The sequence below is a fragment of the Parabacteroides sp. ASF519 genome (assembly GCF_000364265.2).
Taxonomy (GTDB): Bacteria; Bacteroidota; Bacteroidia; order Bacteroidales; family Tannerellaceae; genus Parabacteroides; species Parabacteroides goldsteinii.
Map to the genome: position 1 here is coordinate 5,098,310 of NZ_AQFV02000006.1, position 24,025 is coordinate 5,122,334.

A 24,025-nucleotide genomic window follows, 5' to 3' on the forward strand; every position below is an offset into this window, starting at 1 on the left:
AAAATACCTGAATTAAAATCTATCAGTGAAAATATAAATGAAGAATACAATCCGGTTATATGTTTGATGAAATTAAAGTAATATGAAAAGCATTTATACAATCTTAGTTATGCTTCTGACAATAATGGCAGGATGCGGTGGTAACAAAAAATCTGACTGTCAAAAGGAAGACTCTGATACTATTGCTATACCGGATACTTTTATTACGATTGACGTTAGTAAAAAATATCCTCTAAAAGAGTTAATTCTTCAGGATATTATGGATGTGGAATATATTGCATTAGAATCCACGGACGAATTTCTTTGTCAAGGCATCGTACAAGCCATAGGTAAAGAAATCATATTAGTGAAAAATGTCATCAACGATGGCGATATCTTTATCTTCGACCGAAATGGCAAAGGTTTGAGAAAGTTTAACCGGAAAGGGCAAGGTTCTGAGGAATATATATTCAACCTAAGTGCCTTCGTAGATGATAACAGCGGTGAAATATACATTGATGAAATAATAAGAAACGTTCTGGTATATGATTTTCAGGGAATTTTTTTAAAAAGTATCCCCAGAGGCGATAACAAATGGATTAATGCTACGAATTACAACCAGGATTATTTGATTGCCAGGGAATCACCTTCCATCCAGATACAAAATAAAACGGATTACCAACGTTTTGTTATCATTTCCAAACAAGACGGGAACATTGCTAAAGATTTTCGAATCTATTTTAAGAAGAAAGTTGAATGGGGAATAACCAACCGCACAGAAAATGCAGGGGGTGCCCCTCGTCTTTATCCTATCGTTCCTTACAATGATAGTTGGCTGCTAACGGAACCCTCGTCCGATACAATATTCAAACTCTCACCGGATTACAGTCTGACTCCTTTCATAGCCAGAACACCATCTATACAATCGATGAAACCAGCCGTATTCCTTTTACCATGTATATTTACCGATCGCTACTATTTTATGGAAACAGTAACGATGGATGCCGACATTTTAAGGAATGAGAAATTCCCAAAAACACATTTAATGTATGACAGAATAGATAATACATTATTCGAATATACTGTATTCAATGATGATTTTTCTGAAAAAGTCCCCGTGAACTTAACTATGCAGGAAACTACAAATAGTGAAATCGCCTTTTGTCAAAAATTAGAACCCCACGAACTTATTGAGGCTTACGAAAAAGGGCAATTAAAAGGGAAGTTGAAAGAAATTGCTGCGGAGTTGGAAGAAGATTCAAATCCTGTAATTATGCTGGTAAAATATAAAAAATAACTTCTATACCCTCTTATTCCCTTTTAAACCTATCTATCTCCATCTAAACCATTTTTGTGTTTCGGCTGGAAGTTACTTTTGTAATGTTTTCGAAAACAGATGAAGTAATTTCTATTAACACTTAAAAAATTAAAATTATGTCAGTAAAGTATCGTTTAGTCGAACGTAACAACATGGGGAAAGACAAAGAAGAAACCCCGAAAAAGTTATATGCACAACCGGTTTATTCGGATTTGGTAGGATTTGAAGAATTATTGGGTGAGATCAGTGAAGCCGGTATTCCTTCCAACCAGGTAAAAGGGGTTATGGACCGTATGAACTACCTGATCAAAAAACATTTGGCAGCCGGACGACGGGTACAGTTCGGTGAATTCGGAAACTTCCGTTACGGGGTTGGTTCTACCGGAGCTGCTGAAAAAGAGGAATTTCAAACCAATATGATAAAAATCCCACGAATCATTTTCAGTCCGGGAGCGACCTTGCGTAAAGCTCGTAAGGATGCCAATTTCGAGAGAAAGGAAGAGATTGTTACCAAAAATGACAGCGGTGGCAACGGTGGCGGCGACAGACCGGAAATTGAATAGACGATCTGATTTCAAGTTGCTGTAATGTAAAAAGGGAGTGCTTCTACGTTTTGAGGCACTCCCTTCTTTTATCCCTTCCATATATATTATAAATTCCTCTGTCAAAATAAGAATCATTTCCTTTGGCTTTGTCCTGATATTTACATACATTTGTTGGCAGTAACCTTGTTAGAATGAAGACTTTAGACAAAATCACATATTTATGAGACTACACTTATTCTATTTCGTTCTATGCTTTATCCTTTTGTCCTGCCAGTCTGATAAATATCACTGGAAAAACCAGGATGACAGAATGGTTCTCATGTCCGGAAAAACGGTTGTCGGAGAGTTGAACCCTTCCGTAACAAAAGGAATGAATCGTACAGATCAGATTGAAATGCTCGATTCCTGTACGTTTAAGATCACCTGCCAATACACAGCATTGGAAGACATGGAAACAGCCAGGATTAACCTGGATTTCGTACACAAATCCGCCTCCGATTACTGGATGATACCTTCCGTCTCTTACAACGGAAACAACTGGGGACGGGGAAAAGAGCCCAAAGGTGCACAGCAAAACGGGAAATGGCGAACTTATTCCTACCGCAGCACACCCATTCCCGGAGCAACCTACTCGGAAGGAACACGGTTTGCCGTTGCCATGTGGAGCGACGTCCCCCAGAATGAAAAAGAGAGTATCTCCTGTTCCCTGATGCCGGACAGGGAGACCACTACCCACCGGCTTATCTGGCCGGAAGAAGAAATGCCGGTCATGTATGCAGCCAGGGACCGCTACAAACCGGGATATCAGAAACAGGAAAAATTATCCAAAGGGGAAACGGTCACATTGACCGCTTATCTCTCCGTCTGCGACGTGCAGCCTCATCATTATGCCATGCATAACTTTTTGCACGAAGCCTGGGAGCGTGCCGACAAACAAGGGACAGCTATTTATCCACCCGCCAAAATATGGGAACTGGGCCTCCGGTATGCTAAAGAATATCTTTGGACGAAAGAGGGTGCTTTCAGTGGATTTACAATCGGTTTCTCGCCGGATAAAAGCGGGGAATGGAGTAAACGGAAAGGATACGAAATAGGTTGGTGCGGACAAAATGCGTCTTTTGCCAATTCACTGCTTTTCGATTATATCAAACATAATAACAAAGAATCTCTGGACAAAGGGGTAGCCACCCTCGATGCATGGGCCAAACTCTGCCGGCTGCCCAACGGACTTTTTATCACGAACTATGACCGTATCTCCGGCCAGAGAAGCCAGATCGACAATGTCGTCATAGATGCCTGCAACCTGGGAACGGCCGCCCTGAATTATTTCGAAGCGACTGAACTGGTGAAAGCCTGCGGACTGGAAAGACCGGATTATGAAAGCCTGGCTTTCGGTATCTGCGATTTCGTCAGAAACGACCAGCAGGACAACGGAGTATATGGTCGCGGCTGGTATCCGAACGGAGAATGTTTCTACCGGGAAGGGACTATCGGTTGTTTTATGGTTCCCCCCATGCTCGAAGCATTCTCACGTTCGAAAGACTCCACCTATTTATCTTCCGCAACCCGGGCTTACGATCATTATGTGAGCGAACTGAAAACAAAAGGATATTCTACGGCTGGGGCTTTGGATACCTGGTGTATCGACAAGGAGTCATCCATTTCCCTCCTGCGCTCGGCTTTGAAGCTGTATAACCTGACAAGCAACAAAGAATACCTCGATGATGCCGTTGCCGTCTCCTACTATCTGTCCACCTGGTTGTGGCATTATAACGGCATTTATCCGGAAAACGACAACTTCACCCAATACAACTATAAGACTTTCGGTGCAACTTCGGTTTCCGTGCAGCATCATCACCTGGACCCGTACGCTTTGTTCTGGGTGCCGGAATGGTTCGAGCTGACGAAACTGACAGGAGACAGCCAGTGGAAAGAAAAAGCGATTGCCATCTGGAATAACGGTTGCCAACTGATATCCGACGGTACACTGGTGATAAACGGACGTGTCCGCCCTGTCGGTTCCCAGAATGAAGCCTATCTGCAAAGTCACTGGAACTGGGATGCCGCACCTCATTTCGACCGGATCAATTCATGGCTGGTGGCCTGGCCCGGTGCTTTCAGGCTGGAAACTTTGAGGAAGCTGGATGCTATCGATGCACCACAAATACAGTAAAAAGTTGTATGTGAACATTAAAAAATAATATCATGAGAAAGTTATTCATCAGTGCCCTTGCTTTTCTGGCACTCCCTTTGTTTGCTCAAAAAGAGGCAAGCATCCGTGTGTATCCCCAGCAAGGAACACAACAAATCAGCAAACACATCTACGGACAGTTTGCCGAGCATCTCGGAACTTGTATTTATGGCGGCCTTTGGGTGGGTCCCGACTCTGACATACCTAATACACAAGGGTATCGTAATGATGTGCTCAACGCCCTGAAAAAGTTGCAAATCCCCAACCTCCGCTGGCCGGGCGGCTGCTTTGCCGATGAGTATCACTGGATGGACGGTATAGGCCCGAAAGAGAACCGTCCGAAAATGGTCAACAACAACTGGGGCGGAACGATCGAAGATAACAGTTTCGGAACCCATGAGTTCCTCAACCTCTGCGAGCTGCTGGGATGCGAACCTTACATCAGTGCCAATGTTGGAAGCGGTACGGTGGAAGAAATGGCCAAATGGATTGAATATATGACTTCGGAAGGTGACAGCCCGATGGCACGCCTGCGCCGTCAAAATGGCCGCGACAAAGCCTGGAACGTAAAATTCATCGGGGTCGGTAACGAAAGCTGGGGCTGCGGAGGCAGCATGCGCCCGGAATATTATGCCGACCTGTACCGCCGCTACTCTACCTACTGCCGCAACTACGACGGAAACCGTTTATTCAAAATTGCCAGCGGTGCCAGCGACTACGATTATAACTGGACGGAAGTACTAATGAAAAACGTTGGCGGCCGCATGGACGGGCTTTCCCTACATTACTACACCGTTTCCGGTTGGAACGGCAGCAAAGGCTCGGCAACAAATTTCAACAAAGACGATTATTACTGGACAATGGGGAAATGCCTGGAAATAGAAGATGTGATAAAAAAGCATATCACGATCATGGATAAGTACAACCCTAAAAAGAACGTAGCCCTGATGCTTGACGAATGGGGTACCTGGTGGGACGAAGAACCCGGAACCATCAACGGCCATCTTTACCAGCAGAATACCATGCGCGACGCTTTCGTTGCCGCCTTGTCCCTGAACGTATTCCATAAATACACCGACCGTCTGAAAATGACCAACATCGCCCAGATCGTCAACGTACTCCAATCCATGATCCTGACCAACGGCCCGAAGATGTTACTGACACCTACTTATCATGTATTTGAAATGTACAAAGTGCATCAGGATGCTACATTCCTGCCGATGGACCTGATCTGTGACAAAGCCCGGGTACGCGACAACCGCGAAGTCCCGATGCTGAACGCATCCGCTTCCAAAGATAAAAACGGTCTGATCCACATCACGCTGGCAAACGTAGACATCGACAATACGCAAAACATCACGCTTGACCTGCAAGGCCAGAAAATATCGGGCGTAAATGGCCGCATCCTGACCTCCGCCTCCATCAACGATCATAATACGTTCGAAAAACCGGACGCAGTAAAACCGGTGGCTTTCAACGGTGCCAAAGTGGAGAAAGGGCAGCTGAAAATCAATATTCCGGCCAAATCCATCGTTGTATTGGAAGTGAAGTGAATTTTTCAGGGTAAGGATATTTTATTTCGGCCGACATCTCAAATCAGAAGAATATTATCTTGCCGTTCGTAAATAGTTTTCTACCTTTGTCAGCAAAATGAAAAATACACTATCTAATTAAAATAAAAGAATTATGAAACCTACATTATTTCTATTGGCAGCCGGTATGGGCAGCCGCTATGGAGGATTAAAACAATTGGACGGACTAGGTCCTAACGGAGAAACAATTATGGATTACTCAATCTATGATGCTATTCAGGCTGGTTTCGGAAAGCTTGTCTTTGTTATCCGTAAAGATTTTGAACAGGATTTTCGTGATAAGATCATCTCAAAATATGAAGGTCATATTCCTTGTGAATTAGTATTCCAGGCATTGGATAACCTCCCCGAAGGATTTACCTGCCCGCCGGAACGTACAAAACCGTGGGGAACAAACCATGCCGTAATGATGGGTGACGGTGTGATCAACGAACCGTTCGCTGTAATCAACTGCGACGACTTCTACGGCCGCGACTCTTTCCAGGTAATGGGTAAGTATCTGGCTGCATTGCCTGACGGTTCCAAAAACACCTATGCAATGGTAGGTTTCCGTGTAGGAAATACATTGAGCGAAAGCGGAACCGTTTCACGCGGTATTTGCGGTACGGACGAAAACCAACTGCTGACATCAGTCGTTGAGCGTACCAAAATCCAGCGTATAGATGGCGAAGTAAAATATATCGACGACAACGGCGAATGGACAGCTACTCCCGACACCACTCCGGTCAGCATGAATTTCTGGGGCTTTACTCCTGATTATTTCGCTTACAGCAATGAATTCTTCAAAACATTCCTGAGTGATCCGAAAAACATGGAAAACCTGAAGAGCGAATTCTTCATCCCGCTGATGGTTGATAAACTGATTAGTGACAAGACTGCCACTGTAAAAGTTTTGGATACAAACAGTAAATGGTTCGGTGTCACATATCCGGAAGACCGCCAAGAAGTAGTCGACAAGATTCAGGCACTGGTTGATGTTGGTGAATATCCTGAAAAGTTGTTCTGATAAAACAGAAACACTACATAAAATTCCCGGTGGAACTACTATTTCTCAGTTATTCTGCCGGGAATTTCTTTTATTCTAGAAAAAAACGTAATATTGTCTCAAATTAGGAATTTGTGTACATGAACTTCAAAGAAAAGACAGACACAGAATTAGCCACACTACTCATTCGGGACAATGAAGCGGCTTTCAGTGAGTTATATGTGCGCTATAAAGATAAGTTATACTATTTTTGCCTCCATCTGCTCAAATCGAAAGAAGAAGCGAACGACATTGTACAGGAAATATTTATCCGCTTGTGGGAATCGCGCTCCTTTATCAATCCTGAGTTGTCCTTTTCTTCTTTCCTTTATACGATGGCCCGGAACCGCATACTCAATTATTTCCGGGATATCGATATTGATGAGAAAGTGAAACAAATACTGTCTGCACAAAAAATTACGGAAGAAGAAGCGATTGACTCCAAAATCATCTATACTGAATATCAGATGATTCTCCAGAATGCAATCAGTCAACTCCCCCCGCAACGTCAAAAGATTTTTAATATGAGCCGTATCGAAAGTATGTCTCATAAAGAAATTGCTGCCGAATTAGGTATTTCAGTCAACACCGTACAGGAACATATTTCTGAGGCGCTCAAATTCATAAAAGTCTATTTCAGCAAGCACGCAGACATTTCTATAAGCCTGTTGCTGGCAGCCTTTATCCTATACAAATAATACTCAGTTTTTACTGAAAAAATCACCGGTCGTTTTCACTTCCTCCAGCTTTTCTTCTATCAGGGATGTCAATTCCTTCACAACCTCAGGATATTTGGTTGCCAGATTATATTTTTCAGAAGGATCGGTATTAATGTTAAACAGTAACGGTAATTCTCCTTTAAAATAATCCAGTCCCAATTGGCTGTATGTTTTCACATGCAGCTTCCATTGTCCTTTACGTACCGCCATCAGCTGATGGTCGATACCAAAATAGAAGTATGGAGTTTCCGGTTTCGGAGCCACATTTTCGTATCCGAGATAAGAGGCTATATTCTTTCCGTCAATAACACGGTCGGTTGGAATCGCTGCCCCTCCCATCCATACGGAAGTAGCGAAAACATCCATGGAAGTAATAACTTCTTCATTCACCTGCCCGTTCAAATGGTCGGGCCAGCTAACAAAACAAGGTACGCGGACCCCTCCTTCCCAGGTACTGCCTTTACCGTCACGGAAGATACCGGCCGAACCGCCTTCCTCGTTCCGGGGCAACCAGGGACCGTTATCACTCATAAACCAAACAATCGTATTCTTGTCTATTCCTTCTTTTTTAAGAGCAGACAAAATTTCTCCCACTCCCCAGTCGATTTCTTCCACAGCATCGCCGTAAGTACCTCTCTTAGATTTGCCTATAAAAGCTTTTCCGGGATATAACGGGACATGAGGCATTGCATAAGGAACATATACAAAAAAGTTTTCTTTCTTATGTTTCTTAATGAACGATATAGCTTTTTCCGTGTAAAGGGCCGTCAGTTCCGACTGGTCCGGATTCATTCTAAGCGTATCATTCCCACACATCAAAGCAATATCCGGATATTTCGGGGGAATCATATCATTGCTATACGGAAGGCCGACATATTCATCAAAACCATTCTGCAAAGGCAGATATTCTTTCTTCGTACTACCTAAATGCCATTTACCATAAATAGCCGTAGCATAACCTTGTTCCTTCAGAAGTTCGGCTATTGTCAATTCCCGGGGATGAATACCTCTCTCCGCATCCGGACTCAAGACCCACCGGAAACCGGCACGAACCGGATAACGTCCCGTCAACAAAGAATAACGGCTTGCCGTTGAAGCCGGTGATGCACTGTAATAATTCGTGAAACGCATACCGTCCAGAGCCATCCGGTCCAGATTGGGTGTTTTTATATCCGGATGTCCGGTCACTCCTATATCACCATACCCCATATCGTCACAATAGATAATAACGATATTCGGACGGTCATTCTTATTTTCTTTAGCTGCAGCCTGACACAAAGATACCGACAGCAAAGCCAAACTTATTTTTATATGATTATTCATTCGTACTTTTATTTTTAGACGCGAGCTTCTCATGTTATTTGAAAACCTGTACCATCGGGCGGCCAATCCATACCTGCGGTTGTTTCAGGTTAAAAATATGAGCGATAGTAGCAGCCGTATCAAACTGCATCATACTTTCTGTAAATTCATACCCTTTCTTGATTCCTTTTCCGGAAATAATGAAAGCTGTTTCCATTTCCTGCATAGTCTTACCACCATGTCCTTTTTTGATTCCTCCGTGGTCGGATGTAACAATAAAGATCGTATCATCCAATATTCCGGCTTCTTTAACAGCTTCTACTATCTGGGCGATATAGCCATCCAGAACTTTCAACATATTATAGTATTCAGGAGTATCATGTCCGTCTGCATGCCCCACATGATCCGGATTATCAAAGATAACCGCACACAAGTTCGGTTTGGCCGATTTGATATAATCGACTGCATAACGAGCTGTTGCATCCGGTTCTTTCGATGCTTCCGCTACATGTTTGTCATAGCTCAAAGCCAGTGTATCTATCACATAACGAATACCTTTCCATTCGCAAACGCAACCGATCTCCGCTTTGGCGTCCGATTCACGTAAAAGGCCGAATACTGTTGGAAATATGCCATCTTTACTCAATACACGCGACGGCAGTTCAGGAGTCCGTGAACCCCACTCCGTATATCCGTGTAGCTCAGGACCAGCCCCCATAAACATAGAAGCCCAGTTCACAGCGCTGGAAGAAGGCAGCACGCTTCTTTTTTTCAAAGTATAGGAACCTTCAGCCATTAATTTCTTCACGGTGGGCATTTCAGCTTTTTCCACACTATAAGCCCCCCAACCATCGAGACCGATCAATACTACATGTTTAGCTTTCCATTTAGCAGCAAATGAAACATTGGCAAATAGAAAAACAAAAGCAACGATATATAAATATTTTCTAGTGTTCATATTTATTATATAAAAAAATAAAGGTTGTCCCTATGAGAACATTGTCCGCAGAAACAACCTTTAAAAGTAATTGATGTTAATTATTCAGCGGTTTCCCAACCGGGGTTTTGTTTCAGTTTAGGATTCAAGGCAATTTCCTGTGTCGGAATCGGTTCCAGATAATATTTTTCCAACCAACCCGATGGTTTGGCAAACAAGATGGAATAGCCTTCATCGGCACCTCCGAGAATATTGAGTTTACTACCATAGTCACTGCTTTTTACCCATGCACCTAATGGTTGTTTATTCACATATTCTCCTTTTTTCCAACGTTTTAAATCACGGAAACGGAAACCGTCGCCCATCAATTCGATACGACGTTCACGACGAATTTCCCACAAAACAGGATCTACGCTCTGGTCTCTATTCAAATCGAAAGAAGCATCTATTTCCGATACATTCATAGCAGGAATAACCGCACGAACACGAAGTTTATTAATAGTGGCATCAGCTACAGATTGAGAGAATTCGCCCAATTCAAATTTAGCTTCTGCATAATTCAACATTACTTCTTCTATACCGAAAAGCAAATAATCGACGGTAGAGGAACGCAACGCCATATTATCGACGTGACGGTTATAATATTTCCAGAAATAGAAACCTAAGTGAGTAACCAGGAATCCCTGCCCGTTCGGATAGTTACGGAAGTGCGGAAAACCGGAAACCTGATAGCCGACGAAGTTAGAAACCGGCAAACTCTTACCCGTTGCCGAACCACCTATTTCTTCCATAAAGTCAATATATTCACGATCGCTGGCCACTCCTGTATGCTCCCAACCGAATGATGTACCGGCAGCACCAGTCAATTTTACTTTATACGGAGGAACTACCGTCCAATATAAACGACGGTCACGATGACGGAACTGAGCATTCAAATCCTTATCACCTTCATATACCTTACTGGTAGAAACCGGACGTCCGTCTGAACACAAATAGCTGTCAACTGCATCTTTTGTCAGATCGACATACCAGGCAGAAGAACGGATAACACGTGTAATACTATGTGTTACCATATCCGTTTCATATTGTTTTGCCAGGATCACACCTGCTTTTCCGACCAATTCTTCCGAGTTGTAAAGGTCATCATAATTAGGCATGATAGAAGGATAAGCACTCATCAACTTTTCTGAAGCATTAGCACAAGCTCTCAAATACGTTTCGCTATCATTCAATCCATGATATTTACGCCAGGTACCTTCAAATAATCCGAAACGTGAAATTAGAGCTCTGACCACATGAACATTAATTGTATTTGTTCCTGTACCACCTTCTTTGATGTGTTCTTCCGCCCATTGCAGATCTTCCAGGATATGCTTAGCGACTTCGTCTCGCGGAGTACGTTCACAATAAAGATCCTCCGTATCCGTATCACTCAGCACTTTGTCGATCCAAGGCACATCGCCATAAGCAGCCATCATATCGAAATAACGTAACGCTCTGAAAAAGTAGCCGACACTTCTCCAGTGGTCTTTATCGACATCACTCATGGAAGAACCATCAATATTCTGCAACATTATATTGACACGACGGATATACGTAAAACTCCAAGAACTACTGGTTGCCGGTAACTTCTTTAACTGATAAGCATAATCGGATTCTCCGCCGGAATTGGCATAAATTATATTATCCGTATTATATTCGCTCGAGATATTAGCCGGAGTGTAACCGCCATCTGTTGGAAATCCGTCGAAATATTCATATAATCCCCAGGCATACGTTTTGAAGTTGTCGCTGGTTTTAAAGGCTGTTGCTTCTGTTTGTTCATCCAAAGGATATTTATCCAGAAAATCGCTCGAACATCCCGACAACCCCCAACCGGTTAAAGCAATGACCGGTAATACTATATATTTTTTCAAATTCATATTCTCTCTTTTTAATAGTTTCATAATAATACAGAATTACAAGCTTATACTGAAGCCAAAAGCATACGAACTCATAAACGGATATCCCAATCCGTTCGCTTTACTGTCAACAGCCGGATCCAGTCCCTTTGGCATATGATCGAACGTAAACGGATTTTCTGCAGAAACATACACTCTCAGGTTATTGATACCAATTTTAGAAATAATGTTTTGAGGAATGGTATATCCCAATGTCAGGTTCTTTACCCGCAGATAAGCACCGTTAGTCAGATATTTTGTCTGGGCGCGCACATTCGCTGCATAATTGGTATTTCTCATACCCGTTTCATACAAACGCGGGAAGAAAGCTCCTGTATTTTCGGAAGTCCAGTAATCCAATTGATGTTTATAAATCGTACCGAATTCATAATAATACGGGAAGATCAAATCGTTGGTCAACCATTTATCACACTTTCCGACTCCTTGCAAAAGGAAGGAGAAACTGAAATTATTCCATGACAAGCCGCCATTAATACCATATTGGAAACGTAATGAGTTATTGCCAATAATCTTACGATCCCCCGGATCATAAATCGTTTCATTTCCCGCATTAATGATACCATTGCCGTCCAAATCCTTATACATCATATCTCCCGGATTCGGTTTCACACCTTCCACGTGAGGAATACCGTCTTTTAAAGTACCATTCTTCAAATTTGCATCTAAAGAACCTTCTACGAAATCATCTACTGTATAAAGACGATCTGTTACATATCCCCATATTTCACCGAGACGCTGTCCCTCTACATACGTTTTGTTATCAGAAGTACGAATTACACCGGCTACATTATTTTTAAACTTAGTAATATATGCTTTATAATCATACAGGTTGAAACCGATATTATAATGTACTTTACCAATCTGGTCACGCCATGCCAACTCCAATTCGAAACCGGTAGATTTCAAATCGGCCACATTCTGCAACGGAGCGTTAGCTCCCAAAGTGGCAGGTAACTGTGACCCACTGGTCAACATATCCTTCGTATCGCGACGGAAAAGGTCGAAATTGGCAGAAAGACGATTCTTCAAGGCACTCAAGTCGAAACCAATATTTAACGTACGAACCGTTTCCCAAGTAAAATTTCCACTGACTAACCCTGGTTGTTTTAATGTAATAGGCTGATTATTATTATCCAACCATGTAGATTTTACCGATTCCATACTCGGAACAAACTGATAAGGATCAATATTCTGATTACCTACCGTACCAATTGATCCCCTGATTTTAAATTCCGGAATATAATCGCGCAACGGTTCCATGAAACTCTCCTCCATTACTCTCCATCCAACAGATAAAGAAGGGAAGAATCCCCAACGACTACCCGACGGAAATTTGGAAGAAGCATCATAACGTCCATTCAACTCAACCAAATAACGATTATCAAAATCATAATTCAGACGTCCGAAAAAACCCATCACGGCATATTCAGAAAAGCCATCATATGCTTTCTGTACTCCGGTCGACTGCGAGATAGAAGGCATATCATCATTAATCATATTTGAAGTTTCCGCTTTCAAATAATCATAGTGATAAGACTCCTGGTTATATCCCAACAATAATGTGAAATTATTCTTTGCCAAACTCTTTGCATAAGAACCGTAAATATTCAAAGCCGTATAATTCTTTACGGCACGCTGACGTTTATAAGTCGAATAATCGGAAGTATACTCTTCTGAAAATTTATCAGCATTGGCAAAACGAATACGTTTTGAATAATTTGTTTCCGTATTATACAAATTGTCATACGTAAATTCTGCATTCAAAATCATATCTTTGATAGGCGTTGCAATCAATTTGGCAAACACACGTGTATCCGAAATACCGATCGTGTTCTGTCCACCTAAACGCGTCAAATTACCTGCCGTACCGGAATACAGGTCTTCACCATTAATATTAATCAAACCTTCCGGATTATACGATGGAGCCCATACGGCTTTTGAATAATTAGCGCCACTAGGCAATCCTTTATCCGATTTATAATAACTAAGATCCAGCTGTCCAGTCAACCAATTCGTAATCTTCGAACTGATAAATCCTTTCGCATTGTAACGCTTATAGCTATCCATATCGGTAGTCATTACACCGTCAGAACCGGTATATCCCAAAGAAACGCGATAAGAAGAACGCTCACTACCACCGCTAATCGAGAAATCGTGTTTTTGCTGGAAACCGGTTTCCGACAAGAAATCGTTCATAATATCAGTCTGTGCCAATTGATAACGCATGCCGCCATCTTCTGCATATCCTTCCGGATAAGCAGAAGGATTAGCCTGATAATTATGCAATAAATCCAACCATGTATCTACCGACTGACCTGAATAATACGTAATATATCCCATATCGGAATAAGCTTGAACCGTCTGAAGCGGAGTCGCTTTTACCGGCAAATTCGACGGTCTGGAAAATGAGAAATTATTACTGTAAGTCATTTGTACTTTCTGCTCTTTCTGAGCACCCTTCGTTGTAATCAAGACAACACCAAACGCAGAACGAGCACCATAAATAGAAGCGGAAGCCGCATCTTTCAATACTGTAACAGACTCGATATCATTCGGGTTTATCAAGTTTAAAGTTCCTTGGAACGGAACATTATCCACCAGAATAAGTGGTTCTCCGCCATTGATACTCGTTGTACCACGAATATTAAAATCCAAACCGCCACCAGGTTCACCGCTACCGGAAGTAACCTGTAAACCCGGAACCGCTCCCTGTAATAAAGCACCTGTAGTCGGAACCGGACGGTCTCCCATCACCTCATCCATTTTAACACTACTTACAGAACCGGTCAGATTAGCCTTCTTCTGTTTCGCAAAACCGACTACAACGACTTCATCTAAAGCCTGGGTGTCTTCAATCAATGCAACTTCCACATTTTGTTGTCCTTTTCCTATCGGCATTTCTTTTGTCAGATAACCAATATATGAGACAACTAAAGTACCCTGCTCCGGAACTTCCAGAGAGAAATTACCATCCATATCCGTCACTGTACCACTCGTTGTACCTTTTACAAACACATTCGCACCGATAATGGGTTCACCATGATTATCGCGAATAGTACCTGTTACTTTCTTCACTTTCTGTTCAACAGCCGGAAAAGAAGTGTTAGCTTGTCCCCTGCTGACCGATATGGTATTATTGATCTTTTTAAAAGACAATCCCGTCTGACGGGATAATTCGTGTAAAATAGTATCTATCGTACCTTCTTTAATTTGTACGCTTACATTTTTTAATCCTTTTAAGACAGATTCGTCATAAAAGAAATTAAAACCGGTGATTTTACTTAACTGTTCAAAAGCGTCACTGACAGACGTTTGTTTCACCACATACGTGATATCGTTTTCTTTAAGACTTTGCCCTAAAGCTCCTTCCGCACAGAGTAACTGAGACGACAGAGCGATAGCACAAACGGTTAACGAAGTTCGCATAAGAGTCTTGTTATAGATTAGATTATAATTCATACATTTGTAATGTTTTAATAAATGATGTTTGTTAAGACAGGCAGAAACACCTTACAACCCAGTGGCTCAATACTGTTTTAAAGGTTTCTGCTGAAATTTAGTGAAGGCAGTAGTGTAGCAGCACTACTGCTTTTTTCATGTACGCTACTATCAAATGTTTATCATAGGCATTCTATTTTTTAGTGTTAGACTTTAATGTTTCTCATATAATATAATATTACCTCCTTCACGTTTACTTCGAAGTCCTGTTGTAAAACAGATAGCTTCAATAACAGCCTCAATGCTCTTGTTATCATGAGTACCAGTTATGCGATAATCACAATTTTTACATTGCAGAATCACTTTCCGGTTATATGTACGATTGATTGTTTTGATTACTTCACGGATCGGCTCTTTGTTAAAATATAAAGAACCATGTATCCATTTTATATAATTATTTTCCTCTATGCTTTCCTTACGGACATTTCCATCTATTTTATTGATTGAAAGATGTTCATTCGGTGAAACGGCCAGTTGGAGATCTTGGTCGGCAACATTTACTCTGACTTTTCCTGTCGACACCGTCAGTTTAATGAATTCATCTTCTTTATAAGATTTAAAATCGAAAGAGGTACCCAATACTTTTACCCGGGCTTCTCCACTTCTTATAATGAAAGGTTTATCCGGATTAGGAGTCACATCGAAGAATCCCTCTCCTTCCATCTCTATAATACGTTCCTCTTTATTAAAATTGCTGGGAATTATTAGTTTTGTATCAGAGTTAAGGATTACTTTAGTACCATCTGCCAGAAGTAAACTTTTCTTTTCACCTTTCGCAGACATTTTTTCCGCATAAGTAACAACCGGCTGCGGACGATCAAGGACTTTCAGTAAACCTAACGTCACACTGAAAGCTAGAATTAAAATAGCTGCAACCCTGTAAAAACCGTTTAAACGGTTTTTACTTCTAACTCCAGAGTTAGAAGTAAACTTATTCTTTTGTTTTATTTCAGATAACAAAGAAGAAACTTCCCGGCGCAGTTCATTTTCTCTTTCTTCATTCGGATGAGACATATCCTTATCTATTGCATCCCAAAGCGGTTGTACAACCAAATCGAGATCAATATGGTTATCCGGAGACTTCAACCATTGAAGTAAAGTACGCAACTCCTGCTCCGTACATTGATCTTTTATGTACTTCTGAAGAAGAGATATGATTACTGTGTCTTGCATATGTTTCCTTAATAATAGTACCTTTTTCAGGTTCGTTTATAAAGGATACACACAACACTTTCCTATCTAGGGGTGCCTCGCTCTTATTTAACACATATTAATACTTTAGAAGTTTCTCCCCTTATCCCACCATATTCTTGTCCCGGCATGATCGGGACCATCCAAAGCCTTCACAAGCGAGTTGTAAAGCGGGATATCCGTATCGATCAGATCGGCAGGAAAGTTTAGACGCCGGATCATAATTTCCGTATCGATACAACCGTTTTTACTGTTATTTATTTTCACAGGGAAAAGACGGGGATAGCCGGTACGCCTCTGTTCCGACCAAGCTTCACAACCCTCCGGGAAAACCGCCAGCCATTTCTGGGTGATGATTTTCTCCAGTTTGATTTCATTGGGGGCCGTTTCAATCCATTTGGGAGAGACTTTGCATCGAGCTTCTATATTGTTGGAAGTGTCAAAGGCATCTATATAATCTGCACCGGTGCGTTCAGACTGAAGATAATCCTCCAGACCGCCTGCTCCCCACTGGATAAATGAAGTCGATATTCCCTGGCGATAGTTATCCCCTGCATTCTCCGTCGTCCAGCCTCTCAATGCAGCTTCGGCACGTAAAAACCAAACTTCGGCGGCAGTCATCAATATGGGTTCGGTCGATTTATTCACATATATCTTCGAATGAGAAGCATATAATAAATGAGAGAAACAGGTACCTTGCCGTATTCCTTTGTATTTTCCATGCAGAACCGTTTCTCCGGTGTCTTCCGCACAGGGCTCAAAAAAGAATTCACGGCGAGGGTCTTCGTAACCATTCAAAACAGATTCCATGGATGCGTTCATATAGACTTCATTCCATATCCGGTTTATTTCTCCCAACGGATTCTGATAACCGTTCCGGATTGAAACGACCAACCGGTCTTTTACCGTTTCGAAAACTCCGTAAGGATTATGGAACGCTTTCAGAAATTCACTGCGGGCCTTTTCAGGATCGGCCATTGCTATCCGTATCGCCAGGCGCATCCGTAATGAATTGGCAAACTTCAGCCAGGAAGTGTAGTTTCCGTCCAGCAGAATATCAAAATCCGAAAGGTCGGGAACAACCGTTTTGCTCCGGAGATGTTCGGTTATCAACCCGACCGCTATATCCAGGTCCCGGAAGAAAGCATCATATGCCTCTTTTTGTGTATCGGCAGAATAAACACCGTCGTCGTTTCCGAATGTAGAATATATGACAGGACCATACATATCGGATATTCTGTGCATGACCTCCACTTTCAGAATCTTCGTTATTGCGTAGACTTCCGGGTAATTGACACGGGTAGAGTCTTCCAGTTTATCTATCTGCGGAAGGATATAAGCGTAGGTGTATCCCCAGTTCGTACCATTCCAACCGTCCTGCAAGTTATAATCGGAATTGCTGCTTCCACCGTTATGGGGTTTATAATCGTGCATATACCCGCTGAACATATCTGCATTCAAATTCTGCATAATCTGGTAAGGCCAGTTCTTTCCCTTTCCGAAATCATAATTGAAATAGATTCCCTGCTGAATGATTCCCAACGGAATACCCAGATTATTGAAATCGACAGTCATATCCTCATCGGTGATTCCGGACTGGTCTGTATTCATCTCCTGGAAATGTCCCGTACAGGATGGGAAAAACAGGAAAAGAATAAAAAGGAAGGTTGCTATCTTTCTGTTTATCATCTGCATACTCCTGAATTAAAAATCACATTTTATACTGAAACCAAAACTTCTGGTGGTCGGCATACCGTAGACCTCTATTCCCTGATTATCATTTCCCGTTGAAAGAATCAAATCAGGGTCGAAAGGGGCTTTCTTATAAAGGAAAAAGAGATTACGGGCAGTGAAAGCCAGGTGAACCTGCCTGATAGCTTTCGTCGCCTCCAACCATTTCCCGGGCAAGGCATAGCCGAGCGAACATTCACGCAGACGGATATTGGTCGCATCGTACATATAATATTCGGTTACTCCCGCACGTCCTCCCACTACATTTTTATAAAAGCTTTTTACATCTTCTATCCTGTTTCCTTCCAGCATGACAAAGCCGGCATTACGGGCATCAGCCGTAATCTGAGTCACGCCGAACATATCCATATCGGCCTGCGTCTGCGACAAGACTTCACCACCAAAACGGCTGTCTATCAGAAATGAAAGAGACAGGTTCCTGTAAGTAAACGTATTATTCCAGCCCATTGTGAATTTGGGATTTGCATTTCCTACTTTAATCAGGTTTCCTTCGCCTTCCACCTGGGGCAGACCTTTTTTGCCACCTTCCGTTTCATAAAGGATATGCCCGTTCTCATCACGGCGAAATGCTTTCCCATAGATATCCCCGAAAGAACCGCCCTCCACCAGCTTCATTGCATAACTGGAAGAGAAGCCTCTCGGACCATAAATAAAGACTGGCAATTCTTCATGCAGCCTGACTACTTTATTTTTATTGGTCGAATAGTTCAGCGACGATTTCCATTCGAAATCTTTACCGACAACCGGCAATGCGGAAACACTGACCTCCCAACCGATATTTTGGATATCTCCTGCATTGACATAACGATAAGCATATTTGTCTCCCGACTTGGCGGGGAGTTTGAAGAACTGGTTACGGGTATTCGTCTTATAATACGTCCCGCTAAAACTGATACGGTCGTTCAGGAAACGCCATTCCGTACCCAACTCCCCGAAGTTGTCATTTCGGGTTTCATATTTTCGAACGGGGCGGAATCGGCATATTCTATTTCGCCACCGGCTCCCACATGCGAAACTGGGTTTGTTATATATAAAGGTATGTCGTTACCGACCTTGCTCCATACGGCTCTCAGCTTGCCAAACGAAATAAAATCCGGCAACCGGAACATCTTGCTCATCACCCAGGCCCCGCCTACCGACGGATAGAAAAAGCCTTTCTTTTCATTCGGAGTAAAGGCCAGCGTACTCGACCAGTCGTTCCGGGCTGTCAGGTCTAGGAAGAAAATGTCCTTGTAACCGACCTGCGCAGTAGCAAACAGCGACTGCAACTGACGGTGGGCATCGATCTGCTGGTCGATATAAGCTGAACCGTCCATAATGATATTCGCCACATTAAACACATTGGCATATTTCAATGATGCCGTTTTCGAATCATAACGCAAGGAGTTCACCAGTTTGTCGTTGATGCTCGCTCCTATCACACCGTTCAGGGAAAACTGTCCGAATTTCTTTTCAAAGGAACCGATAATATCCCCGTACAAAAGTGTTTCCTGATAATCCGCCTCGATATACCTGCCGTTCTGACCGGACAAAGCCGGGGCTGTGGAGGCATAAAACATCTGACGCACCTTATCCGACAGATAGTCGAGACTGCCGCGTGCCTGTATCTTAAACCAGTCCGTCACTTTGAGTTCGGCATTCAGCGACAGGATCGTACGGGTACGGGAATCTTTGCTCCGGATACGGTTTGTGACCCAATACGGGTTCTGTTCAAAATCCTGGGTATCGGAATGCCAGTTCTGTTCGTTAAGGTTCCGGGACGGGTTCCATACTTCATAGTTCTCCTTGTATTCGGATATATCCACACCTCGCGGGAAACGATAAAGTCCCACCAGCGAATTCATATAGAAGCCACCGCTGGGATTGCGGTTCTTCGTTGTTTGCCGCAGGAATGAAGCACTTCCGTCCAGCTTCAGACGGTCGTCAAACAGGAAAGCCGTCTCTCTGAGAGATATATTATGTTTTGACAGGCTGTTATGTTCGATGATACCTTTTCCCGTTGTATTGGCATAGGAGAAATAAGTCTGGTATTTCTTGTTACCTGCACTTACGGAAAAAGAAGAGATAGAGGTCAGACCAGTCTTGAAGAATCCGCCCGCATTATCATATACCGGCAAGTCGGCTTTCTTTCCCCAGCTTTCCACGTTGTCGGACACTCCGTATTCGTTCTGGAACTCCGGCAGGCAAAAGGCTTTATCAAACATCAGGCTGGTTGAAAAGGATATCTTACGGATATCCGGATTGCCTTTCTTCGTTGTAATCAGGATAACACCATTAGCCGCCTGGCTGCCATACAAGGCGGCTGCCGGTGAGCCTTTCAGGATACTGATACTTTCAACGTCTTCGGGATTCAGATTAGAGATACCGTCACCGCCATCACGGTTTCCGGCATCGGCAGTACCGCCAATAGCGGAAAAAGCCTGTTCATTGGCAGAATTAAGAATAGGGACACCGTCTATGACATACAAAGGCTGGTTGTTACCTACCACCGAGCGGATGCCACGCATCAGGACTTTAGAAGAACTGCCCAGGCCGGAAGCAGCCTTGTTTATTTGTACCCCCGCTACTTTTCCGGCAAGCGTATTAATCATATTCGGGTCTTTCACCCGGTTCAGTTCCTCGCCATCAACCTGTTCGACGGAATAGGTCAGCGAGGCTTCTTTTCTTTTTATACCCAGGGCGGTTACGACAACATTCTCCAGAAACAATACATCTTCTTCCAACACGACTTCCAGATATTGCTGTTCGCGGACAGGAATATGTTTGGTTTTATAACCGATAAAAGAGAAGATCAATGTAGCCTCTTCTCCCACTGACAGCGAGTAATTACCTCCCGCATCCGCTACGACACCGTTTGTCGTGCCTTCTTCCACCACATTTGTTCCCGCTAACGGCTTACCGCCGGAATCAACAACCCGTCCGGTAACTTTCTTTTCAAAAGGGAATGCTCCGGCCGCATCCCGAGCAGATACAACCGGAGTATTCTCTCCTTTCGCATATATTGATAATAACAATAGCAGCGATAGAATCGCAAGCTGCCTCATCTGAAAATTCATATTGCCTCTTTAATTATCCCTCAATAGCCACAAAGGTATACAAAAAAGCAACACGACAAAGAGGCGCTTTGACTTTTAACGGTTTTACCCGTTCGACTAGAAACTATACTGTACTGCCAGATTCAGACGATTGGCATGGCGAGTCTGATCATTAAAGTCCGTGCGCCATCCTCTCAGATATTCGGCACCGACCTGCAAGTCGGGAGTGATATTCCAGAACAGGTTGGCTACCAGATATTGTCCGTAGCGGTATTGTTCGGAAGGAGTCGACGGGTAATCGTTTTCACTATATAAACGTGACTGGCTGTAAGTACTCGAAACAAACACATTCGGAGTAATATTGTATTGCAGGCCGGCATACCATCCCATCATCGGAAGAACCTGCATACGTCCGGCTTTGTCGGGATCGGGAACAATATCCACATTCAGATTACTCAGGTCGTTCATGTACTGGCTGATACCCCGACCGTAAACACCTTGTCCGTACACCTGTACTTTGCTGCAAAGGTTGAATGTGGTGGAGAGCAACACGCCCCAGCCTGTTTCCGATTCGGCTTTATTAGCAACCAGGTTATCATATGTCATACTTCTGACGATAGCGGCGGCACGCAGATGGCTCTTAGAGTTCCAGCCATATTGCAGATAGGCGGGGAAGTTCGGCATGCGTTGCGAACCGATACTCAGGTTATCATTGGTCAGTCCGTCCACCACCGGCATTTCCACACCGACACCGGCTTTCCATCCTTTCCCGAACGAACGTTCGTAACGGAACTGGGTAGCATGATAAATCGCCATCCCGTTCGGACCGGCAAAGTCGATCGTCGGAGGAATAGCCGCCAGGTCCATAAACGAACCATAGTCATATCCGAGTGTGAATCCCAGCAAGGAAGCATACGCATTTCTCAGTTCAAAGCCCTTACCGTTTCCACGGAAATTACCGGCCGTATAGACAACGAAGTCGCCCAGATGTTTGGTGTGTCCCACCAGTTTAAGGAAGACCGTGCTGGTTGTTGCATCCATCTGGAACTGGTTTCTGACATGCGACGCACCTTTGTTGGGGATCAGTGCGGGATAGAAATCAATATCTTTGGAGATTCCGCCAAAATCATATTCGGCTGTTGCCTTCACGTATCCTCCGATACCGAGAGCGAAACGCCCCTTACGGTCGGTCAGCAGGAAACGGGGAATGCCCGGTTCATGGAAACGCTGATTCTGGGTTTCGTTCAGTATCCGGATAATTTCATCACCCGCCTTATCACGGGATATAAACAGGATTGAATTCGGCTCCTCATCCTTAATGATCACTTTCTGAGCCTGGGCATGGGTGGATAACAGTCCGACCCCGAGCAACAAAGCTGCTCCTTTAACAAATGCTTTCATAAATGTGTTTTGTTTAGACGTTTTACCAGTAAGGAACAAGCATTGCATGAAAAGGTTGTGTTAAAAGGTTGCGTTAACGACTAAAAGTAACTATTTTTGTTGCCTTAATAACAAAATAAAACGAAGATGAAAAAGCTGTTTGCTATAGGTTTACTCCTAATCGGATTATTGTCATCCCTTCATTTGCAAGCGCAGGAAGTTGAGACCCTTGTTCAGATCGATACCGACATGGGAAAGATCAAAGTGAAGTTATTTAACGACACGCCCCAGCACAGGGATAATTTTATCAAAAATGTGAAAGAGAAGCGCTACGACGGCCTCCTGTTCCACCGTGTCATCAAACAATTCATGGTACAAGGCGGAGACATCAACTCGAAAGATGCACCTATCGAACAGCATCTGGGGGACGGCGACCCGGGTTACACCATCCCGGCAGAGATCGTCTATCCGAAATATTTCCACAAACGCGGTATGCTCTGTGCCGCCCGTACCAGCGACGACGAGAATCCGGAACGCGCCTCATCGGGTACACAGTTCTACATCGTTACCGGAAAATTCTATACGGAAATGGAACTGGACAAGATGGAGGAAAAAGATAATAAAACCTTTACTCCCGAACAACGGGAAGCCTATATGCTTGAAGGGGGCGCTCCCCACCTGGACGGGACCTACACCATCTTCGGCGAAGTAATAAAAGGCATGAAAGTTGTCGATAAAATCCAGTTTGTCGAAACAAATGAGGACGACAGGCCGTTAAAGAATATAAAGATCAAGACAATGACGATTGTCGATAAATAATCATTAAACGAAACGAAAAATGGAAACAAACGAAACACAGGTTCTGATGAAGACCAACCTGGGTAACATCAAACTAAAATTATACAACGAAACACCGCAACATCGCGACAACTTTATCAAACTGGTAAAGGAAGGCACTTACAACGGCCTGCTTTTCCACCGTGTCATCAAGGATTTCATGATCCAGGGTGGTGATGTCACCTCTAAAGATGCTCCGATGAGCAAACAACTGGGTGCCGGCGACCTGGGATATACGGTCCCTGCCGAGTTCGTTTATCCGAAATATTTCCACAAAAAAGGAGCACTCTCAGCAGCCCGTACTAGCGATGAAGTGAATCCGGAAAGAGAATCTTCCGCTTCCCAGTTCTATATCGTAACCGGAAAAGTTTATTCCGACAGCGAACTGGCCCAGATGGAAAAGCAGAAAGAAGGCCGCCTGAAACAGTCTATTTTCGCCCGTCTGCAAAAAGAGAATGCTGCGAAGATCAAAGCAGCTTACCAAAGTGGTGACAAAGCCGAACTGGCCATCATCCGTGATACCCTGGTCGGAAAAACAGAACTGGAAGCTGAAAAGCGCAAAGAGGAGGCCAAGCTGACTCCGGAACAGCGCGAGGCATACAAAACAATCGGCGGTGTTCCTTTTCTGGATAACGAATATACGGTATACGGCGAAGTGGTAGAAGGACTGGACGTAGTGGACGCCATCCAGAACGTAAAGACCAACCGCCAGGACCGTCCATTGGAAAATGTGGTTATCGAATCAGTGGAAATAATTTAATACG

At 43.4% G+C, this 24,025-nt stretch carries 15 protein-coding genes and 1 pseudogene; 8 read left to right on the plus strand and 8 right to left on the minus strand.

Annotated elements, in window-relative coordinates; genetic code table 11:
- Positions 1-82: 82 nt before the first annotated feature.
- The 6 genes from C825_RS20480 (at position 83) to C825_RS20505 (ending at position 7,347) form a co-directional block, all read left to right on the plus strand.
- Positions 83-1,276, plus strand: a complete 1,194-nt coding sequence (locus tag C825_RS20480) for a DUF4934 domain-containing protein (RefSeq protein WP_010799972.1) — start codon at positions 83-85, stop codon at positions 1,274-1,276.
- A gap of 137 nt (positions 1,277-1,413) precedes the next feature.
- Positions 1,414-1,860, plus strand: a complete 447-nt coding sequence (locus tag C825_RS20485; RefSeq protein WP_010799973.1) for an HU family DNA-binding protein — start codon at positions 1,414-1,416, stop codon at positions 1,858-1,860.
- A 202-nt stretch (positions 1,861-2,062) separates the two neighbouring features.
- Positions 2,063-4,015, plus strand: coding sequence for a hypothetical protein (locus C825_RS20490; protein WP_228100087.1), 1,953 nt, complete (start codon positions 2,063-2,065; stop codon positions 4,013-4,015).
- A gap of 32 nt (positions 4,016-4,047) precedes the next feature.
- Positions 4,048-5,586 carry an alpha-N-arabinofuranosidase gene (locus tag C825_RS20495; RefSeq protein WP_010799975.1) on the plus strand — a complete coding sequence of 513 codons (1,539 nt, stop codon included), beginning with the start codon at positions 4,048-4,050 and terminating at the stop codon, positions 5,584-5,586.
- Positions 5,587-5,719: 133 nt separating this feature from the next.
- On the plus strand, positions 5,720-6,631 hold the full coding sequence (locus tag C825_RS20500; RefSeq protein ID WP_010799976.1) for a glycosyltransferase family protein: 912 nt from the start codon (positions 5,720-5,722) through the stop codon (positions 6,629-6,631).
- A gap of 119 nt (positions 6,632-6,750) precedes the next feature.
- Positions 6,751-7,347 (plus strand): RNA polymerase sigma-70 factor, encoded by a 597-nt coding sequence (locus C825_RS20505; RefSeq protein WP_007652692.1) that lies wholly within the window; start codon positions 6,751-6,753, stop codon positions 7,345-7,347.
- A gap of 3 nt (positions 7,348-7,350) precedes the next feature.
- Here the strand turns inward: C825_RS20505 and C825_RS20510 are convergent, their stop codons facing one another.
- The 8 genes and pseudogenes from C825_RS20510 to C825_RS20545 form a co-directional block, all read right to left on the minus strand.
- Positions 7,351-8,691, minus strand: coding sequence for a sulfatase family protein (locus tag C825_RS20510; protein ID WP_010799977.1), 1,341 nt, complete (start codon positions 8,689-8,691; stop codon positions 7,351-7,353).
- A 34-nt stretch (positions 8,692-8,725) separates the two neighbouring features.
- Positions 8,726-9,628 carry an alkaline phosphatase family protein gene (locus C825_RS20515; protein WP_007652679.1) on the minus strand — a complete coding sequence of 301 codons (903 nt, stop codon included), beginning with the start codon at positions 9,626-9,628 and terminating at the stop codon, positions 8,726-8,728.
- An 80-nt stretch (positions 9,629-9,708) separates the two neighbouring features.
- Complete coding sequence (locus tag C825_RS20520; protein ID WP_010799978.1) at positions 9,709-11,529, minus strand: RagB/SusD family nutrient uptake outer membrane protein; 1,821 nt, start codon at positions 11,527-11,529, stop codon at positions 9,709-9,711.
- Positions 11,530-11,565: 36 nt separating this feature from the next.
- Positions 11,566-15,027, minus strand: a complete 3,462-nt coding sequence (locus tag C825_RS20525) for a TonB-dependent receptor (RefSeq protein ID WP_010799979.1) — start codon at positions 15,025-15,027, stop codon at positions 11,566-11,568.
- 192 nt (positions 15,028-15,219) lie between these two features.
- The gene (locus C825_RS20530) at positions 15,220-16,239 is read right to left on the minus strand and encodes a FecR family protein (protein ID WP_010799980.1); all 1,020 of its coding nucleotides are present in this window, start codon (positions 16,237-16,239) and stop codon (positions 15,220-15,222) included.
- A 105-nt stretch (positions 16,240-16,344) separates the two neighbouring features.
- The gene (locus C825_RS20535; protein ID WP_010799981.1) at positions 16,345-17,946 is read right to left on the minus strand and encodes a SusD/RagB family nutrient-binding outer membrane lipoprotein; all 1,602 of its coding nucleotides are present in this window, start codon (positions 17,944-17,946) and stop codon (positions 16,345-16,347) included.
- Positions 17,947-17,961: 15 nt separating this feature from the next.
- Positions 17,962-21,065: pseudogene (locus C825_RS20540) on the minus strand (SusC/RagA family TonB-linked outer membrane protein).
- A gap of 96 nt (positions 21,066-21,161) precedes the next feature.
- Positions 21,162-22,445 carry a DcaP family trimeric outer membrane transporter gene (locus tag C825_RS20545; protein WP_007652667.1) on the minus strand — a complete coding sequence of 428 codons (1,284 nt, stop codon included), beginning with the start codon at positions 22,443-22,445 and terminating at the stop codon, positions 21,162-21,164.
- Between the two features lie 126 nt (positions 22,446-22,571).
- Between C825_RS20545 and C825_RS20550 the strand changes: the two genes are divergently transcribed.
- Together C825_RS20550 and C825_RS20555 are read left to right on the plus strand one after the other, a co-directional pair.
- A complete protein-coding gene (locus C825_RS20550; protein WP_007652665.1) occupies positions 22,572-23,243 on the plus strand; it encodes a peptidylprolyl isomerase in 672 nt (223 codons plus the stop codon).
- 19 nt (positions 23,244-23,262) lie between these two features.
- Positions 23,263-24,021 (plus strand): peptidylprolyl isomerase, encoded by a 759-nt coding sequence (locus C825_RS20555; RefSeq protein WP_010799983.1) that lies wholly within the window; start codon positions 23,263-23,265, stop codon positions 24,019-24,021.
- The last annotated feature ends 4 nt before the right edge of the window (positions 24,022-24,025 follow it).

What these genes read in the sequence shown, in the direction of transcription:
- C825_RS20480 (WP_010799972.1), top strand. Translation starts at nt 83, where the DNA reads ATGAAAAGCATTTATACAATCTTAGTTATGCTTCTGACAATAATGGCA.
- C825_RS20485 (WP_010799973.1), top strand. Translation starts at nt 1,414, where the DNA reads ATGTCAGTAAAGTATCGTTTAGTCGAACGTAACAACATGGGGAAAGAC.
- C825_RS20490 (WP_228100087.1), top strand. Translation starts at nt 2,063, where the DNA reads ATGAGACTACACTTATTCTATTTCGTTCTATGCTTTATCCTTTTGTCC.
- C825_RS20495 (WP_010799975.1), top strand. Translation starts at nt 4,048, where the DNA reads ATGAGAAAGTTATTCATCAGTGCCCTTGCTTTTCTGGCACTCCCTTTG.
- C825_RS20500 (WP_010799976.1), top strand. Translation starts at nt 5,720, where the DNA reads ATGAAACCTACATTATTTCTATTGGCAGCCGGTATGGGCAGCCGCTAT.
- C825_RS20505 (WP_007652692.1), top strand. Translation starts at nt 6,751, where the DNA reads ATGAACTTCAAAGAAAAGACAGACACAGAATTAGCCACACTACTCATT.
- C825_RS20510 (WP_010799977.1), bottom strand. Translation starts at nt 8,691, where the DNA reads ATGAATAATCATATAAAAATAAGTTTGGCTTTGCTGTCGGTATCTTTG.
- C825_RS20515 (WP_007652679.1), bottom strand. Translation starts at nt 9,628, where the DNA reads ATGAACACTAGAAAATATTTATATATCGTTGCTTTTGTTTTTCTATTT.
- C825_RS20520 (WP_010799978.1), bottom strand. Translation starts at nt 11,529, where the DNA reads ATGAATTTGAAAAAATATATAGTATTACCGGTCATTGCTTTAACCGGT.
- C825_RS20525 (WP_010799979.1), bottom strand. Translation starts at nt 15,027, where the DNA reads ATGAATTATAATCTAATCTATAACAAGACTCTTATGCGAACTTCGTTA.
- C825_RS20530 (WP_010799980.1), bottom strand. Translation starts at nt 16,239, where the DNA reads ATGCAAGACACAGTAATCATATCTCTTCTTCAGAAGTACATAAAAGAT.
- C825_RS20535 (WP_010799981.1), bottom strand. Translation starts at nt 17,946, where the DNA reads ATGATAAACAGAAAGATAGCAACCTTCCTTTTTATTCTTTTCCTGTTT.
- C825_RS20545 (WP_007652667.1), bottom strand. Translation starts at nt 22,445, where the DNA reads ATGAAAGCATTTGTTAAAGGAGCAGCTTTGTTGCTCGGGGTCGGACTG.
- C825_RS20550 (WP_007652665.1), top strand. Translation starts at nt 22,572, where the DNA reads ATGAAAAAGCTGTTTGCTATAGGTTTACTCCTAATCGGATTATTGTCA.
- C825_RS20555 (WP_010799983.1), top strand. Translation starts at nt 23,263, where the DNA reads ATGGAAACAAACGAAACACAGGTTCTGATGAAGACCAACCTGGGTAAC.